Raw genomic sequence first — 13,845 nt, 5'->3', positions numbered from 1 at the left:
GGCTGCGGTGCGGGGCAGCGGGCACTGTCGTACTCCTAGCCGGGGGTGCAGTCGTGGTAGAGCGTCACGTACACCGGTGACGCCGAGATGGTCGCGTTGCCGGCGGCGTCGGCGGCGGTGACCCGGACGGGGATGCGGGCGCTGCGCCTGGGCGTGGACAGCGGGCCGAGCGTGCCGGTGAACACGCCGCGCCCGGCGGCGGACATCCGGATCGTGCCGGTGGCGCCGTCGAGGGTGTAGCCGAACGTGACAGTCAGCGCGGCGGGGCCGCTGCGGTCGTCGGTGACGGTGGCGATGACGGTGCTGCTCTTGGCGCCGTAGGGGCAGCCCTTCGGGTCCAGCTCGCCCGGGTCGGCGCGGACGCCGTCCACGACCGGCGCTGTCACGTCCGGTGGCGGCGGGCTGGTGGTCCGCGACGCGCTGGGGGTGGGCGTGTCGGTGCGGGTCGGCGTCCCTGTCGGATCGGGGGTGGCCGACGGCGCCGGAGGCGGCGGCGCGGCGGACGCGGTGGACGGGCCGGGCGTCGGCGACGGGCTCGGCGACTCGGCGCCGGTCGGATCCGGTGTGGGTGCGCCGGTGGTGGCGGGACCGGCGCTCGCCGGGCCGGCCGGGCCCGCGGCGGGCGTGCCGTCGTGGGCGGCGTAGCTGTAGCCGGCGCCCCCGGCCAGGACGGCGGCGACCAGGGCACCGGCGGCGAGCGCGGTACGGGTGCGGCCACCGCGGAACCGTCCGCCCCGGCCGGTGGTGGTGCCCAGCGCGGTCTGTGCCACCGCGGTGGCGCCCTCGGCCCGGTCCGGGAACGGCCACAGCGCGGCGAGCAGCACCGCACGCCGGGCCAGCTCACGCAGCCCTCGTTCCTCCCAGTCGCTGTCGTAGCCGCTACCGGCGACACGTTCCAGCAGATCCAGGAACGCCTCGGCGGACGGCGGGCGGTCGTCGGGGCGTTTGGCCATGCCGTGGCGCAGCAGCTCGTGCACCGGCGGGGGCGCCGCCTCGGTGGGGATCGGCGCGCTGGCATGCTGGTCGCGCAGGGAGAGCAGGTCCGGTCCCTGGTACGGTGGCCGGCCGGTGAGGCACTCGAAGAACGTGGCGGTGGCGGCGTAGACGTCGCACGCCGGGCTGGCCGGGGCGCCGGTCCACTGCTCGGGGGCCATGTAGCGGGGTGTGCCGGACACCGTGGTGTCGGAGCCCTGGCCGATCGGCATGGCAATGCCGAAGTCGGCGAGCTTGCTCAGCCCGGTGCCAGTGACCAGCACGTTCTCCGGTTTGTAGTCGCGGTGCACGACGCCGTGGGCATGCGCGGCGGCCAGGCCGGCGAGTGAGCCCTTGAGGACGCAGAGCGCGGCCTCGGGGGTGGTCGGGCCGTGCGCGCGCAGCATCTGGCGCAGCGAGACGCCGTCGACCAGTTCCATCACGATGGCCGCGCCGTCCGGGCTCTCCACGTACTCGTAGAGGCGGCTGACGTGCGGGTCGTCGATCTCGCCGAGCAGCCGGGCCTCGGTGCGGAACGCGGTCCGGAACGCCGAGTCCTCGCCCAGGTCGCGGACCAGGTACTTGATCGCGACCGGGGTGCCGGTCGGGTCGTGGGTGGCGAGCACGACGCTGCCCGACGCGCCCGCGCCGAGCCGGCGGACCGGCGTGTATCCGGACAGTTCCCAGCCGCTCATGCGACAGACTCCACGGCGTCCCACGGGCGGGTGTCGGACGCCGCCTCGCTCGTCATTCTGACCGTGGCGCAGCCGCCGGCCATCGCCGCAACGGCTGCTTCCGGACGCCGGTCGGCGCCCGGCAGGTGGTCGGTATCGGACACACCGCCACGAGTACCAGACCCCGGCAACCTCCTCCGTCCCGTCGATCATGAAGTTGACGGGGACAAAAGGGACTGATATTGCCGCCAACTTCATGATCGAGAAGGCGGAGGAGGGCGGGGAGAGGGCGCGGCGTCAGCGGCGGCGGGGTGGGGGGATTCCTGCCGGTGGAGGGGTGCGGAGCAGCCAGAGGGGGTTGCTCGCGCCTACTATCTCGCCGTCGCGGTCGCGGATCTGGGTGCGCACGTACGTGCCGGCGCCGACGCGCACCGGCAGGTCGTGCCAGCCCTGCCGCAACTGCCGCCACGGAACCTGCCCGACCCGGACCGCCGGTGTCGGGTCCGCGACACCGGCCCGGTCGACCTCGCCGGTGACCGTCTCCAGGGTGGCCCCGGCGGGCAGGTCGGTGGCGCGCAGCCGCACCGTGACGGTGTCCTCGGCGAGCACGGCGAGCGCGCCCATGGCGCTGCGCCCGCCGAGTTCCAGGTCCAGCGCGCCCCGGTAACCGGCCAGGTCGGCGAACCACGCCTGCCCGGCGCGCAGCGCCGCGACCAGGTCGGCCCGGCCGGTCGAGGCCGCCCACACGGAGGTGATGTTCCGGTCCCGGCCCGCGCGCCAGTCGGTGCCGTCGTGGTCGTCGGTGACCCCGACGGCGGTGAGCGGGATCGCGTTGCGGGCCGCCACGTCGTACGCCCAGAGGTGGTCCTCGACCGGCCGTCGTCCGATCTCGATCAGGTCGACGCCGAGCGCGTTGCGGCTCACCAGCAGGCGGGCCAGTGATTCGCGGCGTTCCACATCCAGCGGGTGGTTCCAGCACACCACCCCACCGTGCGAGTGCAGGAACCGCACCATCTCCTCGGTGGCGTCGACGCCGTTGTCCCGGTGCGGCGGGGACGGAAAGCGCGGCAGCGTGCCGTCGCCGCCGAACCAGTTGAGGTGCCGCACCATCGACACCTCGTACGCGCGGTGGTGGGTGACGCCCTCGTACGCCCCGGCGTAGCCGCGCAGCACCTCGGCGCGCAACTCCTCGCCCGCCTGGCCGGCTCGGCGGGCGCGGTCGAAGACGAGCCGGTCCACCAGGTACGCGCCGCGCGCGCCACCGGACACGGTCACGCCGAGGCGCAGCCCGCGCAGCGAGTTGTCCCCGGCGACCAGGCCGGGCCAGAGCCGCCGTACGTCGGCGAGCAGGTCGAACGTGTGCCGCCGCCAGACCCCGGCCGGGGCGGGCATCTCGACGGTGCCGTGACGGCCGTCCACTGTGTGCCGGACCGCGTCCACGCCGCCGAGGCGGTAGCGCAGCACGAGCTGTCCGGCGGGCCGGCCGGGCCCGGCCGGGTGGTGCGACAGCGCGACCTCAACGGTGAGCGTGGCGTCCCGGCCCGCCGCTTCGGGGCGTACGTCGAGGTGCAGTTTCGTGTCGGAGATGTTGGAGGTGTGCGTCCAGTTCCACGCCTTGCCCGCGTACCAGTGGGTGCCGGAACCGGTGGCGGTGAGACGCAGCGCGCGGCCCGGGCCGTCGAGGGCGTCCGGCGCTTGCACGAAGTCGGCGGCCGAGGCGCGCAGGCGCCCCTCGGTGGCCGGCTGCCAGGTCCAGGCCAGGCCACCCTCGCGTTCCTCCGGGCCGTCGAAGTGGACGACCCGGCGGTGGTCGTGTGCGGCGACCCGGAAGTCGTGGTCGGTCCACCAGAGCACGTCGACGCCGTTGCGGCGGGCCTGGTCGAGGTGGGCGGCGTAGCTGGCCACGCCCTCGCTGAACGAGGCGTGCAGGTGCATGGCCATGCTGACCGGCCGGCGGCCGCGCGGCGGGGGCGGCGGCCGGTCGTTCGTGGCGGCCAGCCCGACCGGCACGCCGATCCCCGCCACCGCCAGCCCGCCCGCGGCGACGAGCACGCTGCGCCGGTCCAGCCGCCCGCGACCCGCCATGCCACTCCCCCCGTCCGCCGGGGCCAGCGTACGGGCGGAACCTCAGCGCGGGGGCACCGCCACCCGGGCAGCGAGCGGGCGCCCGGCCAGCCGCCGGATCGTCAGGTACGCCTCGCAGCCGAGGCAGAGCCCGAACGCGGCGTTTCCGAAGGCGGCGGCGAGCGCGGCGCCGGTGGCGGCCAGGCCGAGCGCGGGTAGCCCGGCGAACCAGCCGGCCGCGCCGACGGCGCTGAAGGCCAGGCCGACGACCTGGGCGAAGCGCACCGGCGCGACCGGCTCCAGCTCCGCAGGCGGGTCCAGCCGGGGCGCCACCAGGGCGCGGAACAGCAGGCCGTACGGGCCGAGGCGCGGGTTGACGGCGGTGAGCGCGAACACCACGGCCTGGGCGAGCAGGAGCAGCCCGGAGCCGGTGACGAGGACGATCGCGAGGACGACTGTGGTGAGGACGGCGGCGAAGCGCGGTCCCCGGGGGTCGAGCAGCATGGGGTGGGTCCGTTCGTGCGGGGGCGGTCGGTCAGGCGGGACGCGCCGCCGCACAGAGGCTCGTGGCGAGCCGGCCGTGGTCCACCACCCGGCGGCGGGTCAGCCGTACGCCGCTCATCGCCCCGCCCCGGCCGTGAGCGCGGCGATGAGGTCGTCGCGGTCGGGCACGCCCGCGGCCCGGCGCACCACGCGGCCCGCCGCGTCCACCACCAGCACCGTCGGGGTACGCCACACGTCCAGTTCCCGGGCCGCGTCGAGGTGTTCGTCCACGCCCACCTCCCGCACCGCGACGCCGTCGAGGCGGGCGGCGACGTCGGCGAGCACCCGGCGGGCGGCCCGGCAGGGCGCACAGACCGGGGCGGAGAACTGCACCAGCGTGACCTCGCCGGGGCGTACCCCGAGGGCGGTGAGGGTGGCCCGGTGCGGCGCGTCGGCGGCCGATGGGCGCTTCCGGACGGCGCGCAGCCGCCCGTCGTGGCGGCGGCGCCACCAGCCGAACGCGGTGGCGGCCGCGAGCACCGCGACGAGCACGAGGATCCCGGTCAGGCTGGGCGACTGCACCGGCCCAGGCTGCCACGGCAGGTCGCGGAAGACCATGGTCCGTCCCGGTCAGCGGACGTGAGATCGCCTACTCCGGCGGTAGGAGCGGCCGACGAACGTCGCTTTTGTCCTCTGGCGCGACGCGCGAGCCTGGCAATATTCTCCACCAGGCGCGCAGTTTTTGCAGTTCCTTTACATCGCCCGGCGCCGGTCGGGCCATCGAGGAGGCGAGATGCACTTCGACCACCCCGAGCTGGACCGTCGTACGCTGCTGCGGGCCGGCCTCGGCGCCGCCGCGGTCGCGGTCGTCGGCAGCGAGCTCGCCCTGCCGGCCGCCGCGCACGCCGCACCGGGCGCGGACCTCGACTGGATCATCAGCTGCGACGAGTGGGCCGCCCGCCCGCCGGCCGACCCGCTGTCGGTCAGCGCGATCCCGACCAACAAGATCATCGTGCACCACATGGCGTTCCCGAACGTCACGGACTACTCCGAGGAGCACGCCAAGCAGCTGGCCCGCGACTGCCAGAACCTGCACATGGACGGCAACGGCTGGTCCGACACGGGGCAGCACTTCACGGTGAGCCGCGGCGGTCACGTACTGGAGGGACGCCACGGCAGCCTGGACCGGCTGCTCGCCGGCGACCGGCAGATGATCGCCGCGCACTGCCCGGGCGAGAACGGGCGGGCCATCGGCATCGAGAACGAGGGCACCTACGTCACCGAGACGCCACCGGAGGAGCTGCTCGACGGGCTGGTCCGGCTGTGCACCGCGGTCTGCCGGCAGTACGGGCTGCACGCCCACGACATCTTCGGCCACTGGGACTTCCGCGCCACGCTCTGCCCGGGCGCGATGTTCTACCGGGAGTTCCCGGCGCTGCGCCGGGCCGTGTTCGAGAACCTGGGCACCGACCTGGGCGACGTGCCGGCCCGTCGCTGGCCGGACATCTGGCGGTTCGTCGGCGGCCCGGTGGTCCGCGTCGCGCAGTACCTGCTGACGTTCCACGGCTACACCGTGCCGGTGACCGGCGTGTGCGACGCGGCCACAGTCGCGGCGGTGCAGGACTGGCAGGCGCGCAACGGCATCCCGGTCGACGTCGACGCCACGCTCACGGCGCCGACGTGGGAGACCCTGGCCCCGGAGCTGGACCAGAAGTCGTCCGGCGTCCCGGTGACGGCCGCGCAGTTCATGCTCGCCTCCAAGGGCTACGCCGAGGTCACCGCGACCGGTGAGTACGACCACGCCACCCGCACGGCGGTGAAGGACCTCCAGCGCCTGCACGGACTACCGCCCAACGGCAAGATCAGCACCACTACCTGGTGCGCGCTGGTGGGGGGTGTGGTGCGCCAGTCGTTCCACAAGCACTGACGGCGCACCGGCGGGGAGAGCGGTGGGGGTGGCAACGGCGCCACCCCCACCGCGTCGTTGCGGGACGGATCGCGGCGAAACGTCGGCATTGACGACTGGTGAACGACGGCTATCCCGGACGGCAGTGGTGCACCGATCATTGCCCGCAGATAGATATGAGTCATTCTCACCTCCGGGCAGGACGCCCGGGCGCGGAGGCCGAGACGCCGTCAGCCGGGCGTACCGAACGGCCCTGCTCCGCGTCCCCGGAGGATCGCCATGCCACGACCCGCCATCCGTGCCCGCCTCGCGGCGCTCACCGCCGTCGCCCTCACCGCGAGCGTCCTGACCGTCACCCCGCCGTCACCGGCGCTCGCCGCCACCACGTTCACCCCCGACGACTACTGCCTCGGCCAGTGCGCCGACATCCTGCCCCCCGGGCAGAACGGCAACGCCACGCTCGCCGGCATCCTGGCCCACCAGGCGCTCGGCACCCGCCCCGCGCACTCCAGCGACCAGCTCGACGAGTACGCCAACCTGGTCTACAACTACGCCGGGCTGACCGACGAGCAGATCGCCCACTTCTACAACGACGCCTCGTTCGGCGTCCCCGACGCGCAGGTCGAGAGCAGGATCTCGCCGCGTTCGGACGTCACCATCGTGCGGGACAAGGCCACCGGCGTCCCGCACGTCACCGGCACCACCCGCGCCGGCACCATGTTCGGCGCCGGGTACGCCGGCGCCCAGGACCGGCTCTGGGTGATGGACCTGCTGCGGCACGTCGGCCGCGGCAACGTCACCTCGTTCGCCGGCGGCGCCCCCGGCAACCGGGAACTGGAGCAGAGCGTCTGGGCCAACTCGCCCTACACCGAGGCGGACCTCCAGGCCCAGGTGGACGCGCTGCGCCTCAAGGGCACCCGGGGCCAGCAGCTCTACACCGACGTGGCCGACTACATCGCCGGCATCAACGCCTACATCGACAAGTCGATCGCCGACGACAACTACCCCGGCGAGTACGTGCTCACCGGCGCCGGCAAGCCGAGGCACTTCACCATGACCGACCTGATCGCCACCGCCGGTGTCATCGGCGGGCTGTTCGGCGGAGGCGGCGGCAGCGAGATGCAGTCCGCGCTGGTCCGGGTGGCCGCCCGGGCCAAGTACGGGCCGGCCGAGGGCGACCGGGTCTGGACGGCGTTCCGCTCGCAGAACGACCCGGAGACCGTGCTGACGCTGCACGACGGGCAGAGCTTCCCGTACGGCGCGACGCCGCCCGGCGCCACCAGCGCGGTGCTGCCGGACGCCGGCACCGTGGTCGCCGAGCCGCTCGCGTACGACGCCACCGGCGGGGCCGCCGCCCGCACCGGCAGCAGCGCCGCCACCAAGGACCTGCTCGGCGGCCTGTCCACCCTGCGGTCGCACGGCATGTCCAACGCGGTCGTGGTCTCCGGCCGGCACACCACCACCGGCAACCCGGTGGCCGTGTTCGGCCCGCAGACCGGCTACTTCGCCCCGCAGCTGCTCATGCTCCAGGAACTGCAGGGGCCGGGGATCAGCGCGCGCGGCGCCGCGTTCGCCGGGCTGAACCTCTACGTGCTGCTCGGCCGCGGCCAGGACTACGCGTGGAGCGCCACCTCCGCCTCCCAGGACCTGACCGACACGTACGCGGTGCCGCTGTGCACCACCGACGGCAGCACGCCGACGCTGCGCTCCAACCGCTACCTCTACCGCGGCCAGTGCCTGGCCATGGAGGTGCTGGAGAAGCGCAACTCCTGGTCGCCGACGCTCGCCGACTCCACCCCGGCCGGCGCGTACACGCTGCGCGCGCTGCGCACCAAGTACGGGCTGGTGACCTACCGGGGGCTGGTGAACGGGCAGCCCACCGCGTTCACCAAGTTGCGCTCCACCTACCGCCACGAGGCCGAATCGGCGATCGGCTTCCAGGCGTACAACGACCCGGCGGCGATGGGCAGCGCGGCGGCGTTCCAGGCGTCCGCGGCCAGCGTCGGGTACGCGTTCAACTGGTTCTACGTCAACTCGACCGAGGCGGCGTACTTCAACTCCGGCTCGAACCCGGTGCGCTCCTCCACCTCGGACCCGAACCTGCCGATGAAGGCGGAGCCGGTGTACGAGTGGGCCGGCTGGAACCCGGACACCAACGACGCCACGTACGCCCCGGCGTCGGCCCACCCGCAGTCGGTCAACCAGGACTACTACGTCAGCTGGAACAACAAGCAGGCGCGCGACTTCGGCGCGGCCGACGGCAACTTCAGCTACGGCGCGGTGCACCGGGGCCAACTGCTCGACGGTCCGGTGAAGGCGGCCATCGCCCAGCGCAAGGTCGGCCGCGCCGACATCGTCCGGATCACCGCCGAGGCGGCCGTGACCGACCTGCGCGGCCAGCAGGTGCTCGGCGAGCTGCTGCGGGTGCTCGACAGCACGCCCGTCACCGACCCGGCGCTCGCCGCCGCGGTGACCAAGCTGCGGGCCTGGCAGCAGGCCGGGTCGCGGCGGGTGGAGACGTCACCCGGGTCGAAGGTCTACCAGCACGCCGACGCCATCCGGATCTTCGACGCGTGGTGGCCGCTGCTGGCCTCGGCGCAGTTCCGCCCCGGCCTCGGCCCCGACCTGTACGGCGCGCTCGTCGACGCGCTCGAAGTCAACGAGGCGCCCTCCGGCGGCCAGAACGGCGCCCGCGACGGCACCGTCAACTGGGCGTCGCAGGGGCAGGCGCACAAGGGCTCGGCGTTCCAGTACGGCTGGTGGGGTTACGTCGACAAGGACCTGCGCGCCGTGCTCGGCGACCCGGTGGCCGGCGGGCTCGGGCGCACGTACTGCGGCAACGGCAACCTCGGCGCGTGCCGGCAGGCGCTGCTCGACACGCTCGGCCAGGCCGCGGCGGCGCCGGCGACCACCGTCTACCCGGGCGACTCGTCCTGCGGGGCCGGCGACCAGTGGTGCGCCGACTCGATCGCCCAGTCCGGGCTCGGCGGCATCACCCACCCGCTGATCGCCTGGCAGAACCGGCCCACCTACCAGCAGGTCGTCTCGTTCCCGGCGCGCCGGGGCGACACGGTGACCAACCTGGCGCAGGGCCGCACCGCCACCGCGTCCAGCACCCAGTTCCTGACCAGCAACACCCCGGCCAAGGCGGTCGACGGCAGTCTCGGCAGCCGGTGGGCCAGCAGCTACAACGACAACCAGTGGCTGCGGGTGGACCTCGGCTCGGCGCGGACGATCAGCCGGGCGGTGCTGCGGTGGGAGGCCGCGTACGCCACCGGCTACCGGATCGAGGTCTCCGGTGACGGCAACTCCTGGCAGCCGGTGTTCAGCACCACCACCGGCAACGGCGGCGTCGACAACGTGACGTTCGCCCCGGTCGGCGCACGATACGTGCGGATGTACGGCGTCACGCGGGCCACCTCGTACGGCTTCTCGCTCTACGAGTTCGAGGTCTACGGACGGTGACCGCACGCGACCGGCCGGCGGGTGCTCCCGTCGGCCGGTCGCCTGTGTCCGGGCAGGTCAATCACGTCTGTTCGAACATGTGTGCGAAGATGGCCGGGTGTCGAGTGAGGCCACCATCCTGCACGCCGACCTGGACGCGTTCTACGCCTCGGTCGAGCAGCGCGACGACCCCCGGCTGCGTGGCCGGCCGGTGATCGTCGGCGGCGGCGTGGTGCTCGCGTGCAGCTACGAGGCCAAGGCCCGGGGCGTGCGCAGCGCGATGGGCGGCCGGCAGGCGCGGCGGCTCTGCCCGGACGCGCTGGTGGTGCCGCCCCGGATGGCCGCGTACACGGCGGCCAGCCGGGCGGTGTTCGAGATCTTCCGGCACACCACCCCGCTCGTCGAAGGGCTCAGCATCGACGAGGCGTTCCTCGACGTGGGCGGGCTGCGACGGCTCGCCGGAGCGCCGGCCGCCGTCGCGGCCACGCTGCGGGAGCGGGTACGCCGTGAGGTCGGCCTGCCGATCACCGTCGGCGTGGCCCGGACGAAGTTCCTCGCGAAGGTGGCCAGCGGGGTGGCCAAACCGGACGGGCTGCTGGTGGTGGAGCCGGAGCGGGAACTGGCGTTCCTGCACCCGCTGCCCGTCGAGCGGCTGTGGGGCGTCGGCCCGGTCACCGCCACCCGGCTGCGCGAACGCGGCATCCGTACCGTCGGGCAGGTGGCCCGGCTGGACGAGCCGGCGCTGGTGTCGCTGCTCGGCGCGGTCGCCGGGCGGCACCTGCACGCCCTGGCCTGCAACCGTGACCCCCGGGCGGTGCAGGTGGGCCGCCGCCGTTCCTCGATGGGCGCGCAGCACGCGCTGGGACGCGGGCCGCACTCCCCCGCCGACCTCGACGCGGTGCTGGCCGGGCTGGTCGACCGGGTCACCGGGCGGATGCGCGCCGCCCGCCGCACCGGCCGCACGGTGACACTGCGGCTGCGCTTCGCCGACTACACCCGGGCCACCCGGTCGCACACGCTCGACGAGCCGACCGCGCAGACCGGGCCGCTGCGGGCCGCCGCCCGTGACCTGCTGCGGGCCGCGCTGCCGCAGATCGCGGAACGTGGCGTCACGCTGCTCGGCGTCTCGGTGGGCAACCTGGGCGGCGGGCACACGCAGCTCACCCTGCCGTTCACCGCCGAACCCGGCCCGGCGCTGGACGCCGCCGTCGACGCGGTACGGGACCGCTTCGGCTCCCGGGCGCTGACCCGCGGTGTGCTGCTCGGCCGCGACCCGGGCGTCGAGATGCCCCGGCTGCCGGACTGACCGGCCGGCCTCCTCCCCCGGTAGGAGACGAGCTCCGACCCGTGGCCGCGAGTGCGGCCCGCGGGCGGGCGCGACCGGCCCGGCCCGTCACGAGCATCTACAGGCATGACTACCCTGCGGAACCGGGCGGCCGGATGGCACCGCCCCCTGATGATCCTCGTTTCCGCGATGGCGGTGCTCACCGTCGTCGCCGCGGCCGGCGTCGTGGCCGACCCGCGCGTGCTGACCGGCGCGCCCATCTGGCTCAAGCCGCTGAAGTTCGCGATCTCGTTCGTGCTCTACGGCGTAACCCTGGCCTGGATGCTGTCCCTGCTGCCGCGCCGCAGCCGCGCGGCCGAGCGGGCGGCCACCGTGATCGTGGCCATGTCCGTGGTGGAGATGGTCGTCATCGTGGGTCAGGTGCTCCGCGGCACCACCAGCCACTTCAACGGCACCACCACGCTGGACGCGGTGCTGTTCGACGTCATGGGCGTGGCGATCACCGTGCTGTTCGCGGCCCAGTTCGTGCTGGCGGTCGTGCTGGCCCGCCGCTCTCTTCCGGACCGGGCCGGCGGATACGCGGTCCGGCTCGGTCTCGCCGTGTCCCTGCTCGGCATGCTCGTCGCGTTCCCGATGGTGGCGCAGAGCCCGGCCGGCGCGCCCGCCGGGATCAGCGGTGCGCACAGCGTCGGGGTGCCCGACGGCGGCCCGGGGCTGCCGCTGCTCGGCTGGAGCACCACCGGCGGCGACCTGCGCGTCGGGCACTTCGTCGGGATGCACGCGTTGCAGGCCCTGCCGCTGCTGGCGATCCTGCTCGACCGGTTCCTCGGCGCTCGGCTGGACGAACTGACCCGGGCCCGGCTGGTGCTCGTCGGCGGGGCCGCGTACGCCGGGCTCACGCTGCTGCTGACCGGGCAGGCGCTGCGCGGCCAGCCGCTGGCGGCCCCGGACGCGCTCACGCTCGGCGCGGCGGGAGTGCTGGTGGCGGCCACCGCGACGGCCACCGCGCTGGTGCTGGCCCGCCGGAACCGGCGTACCGGCGTGGTGCTGGTCGGATGAGCGCCACGGTCTTCGGCCCGCTCGGCCCGGCGGTCCACCTCGGACCGCCGGGCGGGTGGCGGCAGCCGGTGAACACGGTGGCCTCCGGCCCTACCGGTTGCCTAGGCTGACGCGGTGAGCTGGGTCGGTCGGCTGTTCGACGCGCGCGACACGCTCGCGCGGATCCTGCTGCTGGACCTCAGCGGCGTCGGCTACCTGGTCTTCGGCCCGCACGGAAGCTCGGCCGCCACCGGCACGCAGTGGGCGCTGGCGATCCCGGCGTTCCTGCTGGCGCTGCTGTGCCACCGCCGGCCGCTGCTCAACCTGCTGATCCAGTCGGCCCTGCTGGTCGCCGCGCTCGTCCTGGTCGACGACGTGGTGATCAACCAGGTCGGTGCGAGCTGGGCGCTGCTGGAGCTGACCATGCGGGCCACCCGGCCGCGCACGGTCTGGCTGGGCGCCGGGCTCCTCGCCGCCGTCGACCTGACCGACCTGATCGGCGTACCGGTCCGCGCGGCGTTCACCGGCCTGTTCGGGCTGGCCGTCACCGTCGGCCTGCCGCTGCTGCTCGGGCTGGTCGTGCGGACCACCCGGGAACTGGGGCGGCAGGCCGAGGAGCGGGCCGAGGCGGAGCGGCGCCGGCGCGAGTCGGAGACCCGGGCGGCCCGCGCCGACGAACGCGGCGCCATCGCCCGGGAGCTGCACGACGTACTCGCGCACCACGTCGCGTCGATGGTGCTGCGGGTCGGGGTGGCCCGGCACGTCCTGGCGGACCTCGACCCCCGGGTCGGCGAGGTGTTCGACGACGTGCACGCCACCGGCACGGCCGCGCTGACCGACCTGCGGCGGCTGGTGGCGGTGCTGCGTGACCCGGACGGCGTACGCGGCGACGCCGCCCTGACCGCCATCGAGCCGTCGGCGCTGCCGGCCGCGCTCGGCGCGGCGGTCGACCGGGCCCGGCAGGCGGGCGTCGTGGTGGAGGCCGACGTCGACCCGGCGGTCGGCACGCTCGACGCGGTACGCGGCCAGGCGGTGCTGCGACTGACCCAGGAGGCGTTGACGAACGTGGCGAAACACGCGGGCGCGGCGGCCCTGGCCCGGTTGACCGTGTCGGTCGACGACGGCGCGGTGCACTGGGCGGTGACCGATGACGGGCGGGGCGCCGCGCCGGCCGGGGTGCCCTCCGGCGGCGGCCACGGCCTCGTCGGGATGCGGGAACGGGTCGAGGTGCTCGGCGGGCGGCTGGAGGCCGGGCCCACCGGGTCCGGCTGGCGGGTCCGGACCGTGCTGCCCCCGCCCGGGCCCGCCCACCACACGCCCCGGCCCCGCGCGGGCACGCCGGAGCCGGCGTGATCCGGGTGCTGCTGGTCGACGACCAGCACCTCATCCGGGCCGGCCTGCGGATGCTCTGCGACGCCCAGCCCGACCTCGAGGTCGTCGGCGAGGCCGACAACGGCCGGGACGCGGTCACCCTCGCCGCCCGGCTACGCCCGGACGTGGTGGTGATGGACCTGCGGATGCCCGGCGTCGACGGGATCACCGCGACCAGCCGGATCCTCGCCGACCGGCCGGCCACCCGGATCATGGTGCTCACCACGTTCGGCGACGACGACCACCTCTACCCCGCGCTGACCGCCGGCGCCTGCGGGTTCCTGCTCAAGGACGCGCCCCCGGCCGACCTGCTCGACGGTGTCCGCCGCGCCGCCGCCGGCGACAGCCCGTTCAGCCCGGACGTCCTGCGCCGGCTCGTCGAACGCGCGGTGCACGCCCGCGCCGGCGCGCCCCGGCGTACGGCCGACCTGACCGCCCGCGAGCGGGACGTGCTGGACCTGGTCGCCGACGGGCTGTCGAACACCGAGATCGCCGACCGGCTGCACATCGGGGTGACCACCGTGAAGACGCACATCACCAGCCTGATGACCAAGACCGGCAGCGCCAACCGGGTACGCCTGGCGCTGTGGGCGCGCGGCGGCTGACCG

At 74.8% G+C, this 13,845-nt stretch carries 10 protein-coding genes; 6 read left to right on the top strand and 4 right to left on the bottom strand.

Going from position 1 to position 13,845, the window contains the following annotated elements:
• Nucleotides 1-35 precede the first annotated feature (35 nt).
• The 4 genes from GA0070562_RS08825 to GA0070562_RS08810 all read right to left on the bottom strand — a co-directional run bounded on the left by GA0070562_RS08825 (nt 36) and on the right by GA0070562_RS08810 (nt 4,775).
• Nucleotides 36-1,667, bottom strand: coding sequence for a serine/threonine-protein kinase (locus GA0070562_RS08825; RefSeq protein WP_091418291.1), 1,632 nt, complete (start codon nt 1,665-1,667; stop codon nt 36-38).
• A 276-nt stretch (nt 1,668-1,943) separates the two neighbouring features.
• Nucleotides 1,944-3,731, bottom strand: coding sequence for a CehA/McbA family metallohydrolase domain-containing protein (locus GA0070562_RS08820; protein ID WP_091418289.1), 1,788 nt, complete (start codon nt 3,729-3,731; stop codon nt 1,944-1,946).
• 42 nt (nt 3,732-3,773) lie between these two features.
• Nucleotides 3,774-4,214, bottom strand: coding sequence for a DUF4395 domain-containing protein (locus GA0070562_RS08815; RefSeq protein ID WP_091418287.1), 441 nt, complete (start codon nt 4,212-4,214; stop codon nt 3,774-3,776).
• A 114-nt stretch (nt 4,215-4,328) separates the two neighbouring features.
• Complete coding sequence (locus GA0070562_RS08810) at nt 4,329-4,775, bottom strand: TlpA family protein disulfide reductase (protein ID WP_225853269.1); 447 nt, start codon at nt 4,773-4,775, stop codon at nt 4,329-4,331.
• A 211-nt stretch (nt 4,776-4,986) separates the two neighbouring features.
• Between GA0070562_RS08810 and GA0070562_RS08805 the strand changes: the two genes are divergently transcribed.
• The 6 genes from GA0070562_RS08805 to GA0070562_RS08780 all read left to right on the top strand — a co-directional run bounded on the left by GA0070562_RS08805 (nt 4,987) and on the right by GA0070562_RS08780 (nt 13,842).
• A complete protein-coding gene (locus tag GA0070562_RS08805) occupies nt 4,987-6,120 on the top strand; it encodes a peptidoglycan recognition protein family protein (protein WP_091418282.1) in 1,134 nt (377 codons plus the stop codon).
• Nucleotides 6,121-6,378: 258 nt separating this feature from the next.
• Nucleotides 6,379-9,564, top strand: coding sequence for a penicillin acylase family protein (locus GA0070562_RS08800; RefSeq protein ID WP_091418279.1), 3,186 nt, complete (start codon nt 6,379-6,381; stop codon nt 9,562-9,564).
• 97 nt (nt 9,565-9,661) lie between these two features.
• Nucleotides 9,662-10,849: a DNA polymerase IV gene (dinB, locus tag GA0070562_RS08795; protein ID WP_091418277.1), complete on the top strand. Its 1,188-nt coding sequence runs from the start codon at nt 9,662-9,664 to the stop codon at nt 10,847-10,849.
• A 105-nt stretch (nt 10,850-10,954) separates the two neighbouring features.
• Nucleotides 10,955-11,887 (top strand): hypothetical protein, encoded by a 933-nt coding sequence (locus tag GA0070562_RS08790; protein ID WP_091418274.1) that lies wholly within the window; start codon nt 10,955-10,957, stop codon nt 11,885-11,887.
• Between the two features lie 114 nt (nt 11,888-12,001).
• Nucleotides 12,002-13,219, top strand: coding sequence for a sensor histidine kinase (locus tag GA0070562_RS08785; RefSeq protein WP_091418272.1), 1,218 nt, complete (start codon nt 12,002-12,004; stop codon nt 13,217-13,219).
• The gene (locus GA0070562_RS08780) at nt 13,216-13,842 is read left to right on the top strand and encodes a response regulator (protein WP_091418269.1); all 627 of its coding nucleotides are present in this window, start codon (nt 13,216-13,218) and stop codon (nt 13,840-13,842) included. The genes GA0070562_RS08785 and GA0070562_RS08780 overlap by 4 nt, the downstream gene beginning before the upstream one ends.
• Nucleotides 13,843-13,845 lie beyond the last annotated feature (3 nt).

Source organism: Micromonospora tulbaghiae, from assembly GCF_900091605.1.
GTDB classification, from domain to species: Bacteria; Actinomycetota; Actinomycetes; order Mycobacteriales; family Micromonosporaceae; genus Micromonospora; species Micromonospora tulbaghiae.
Note: the sequence above shows the minus strand (reverse complement) of the source record. Positions and strands in the feature narration are given on the sequence as shown.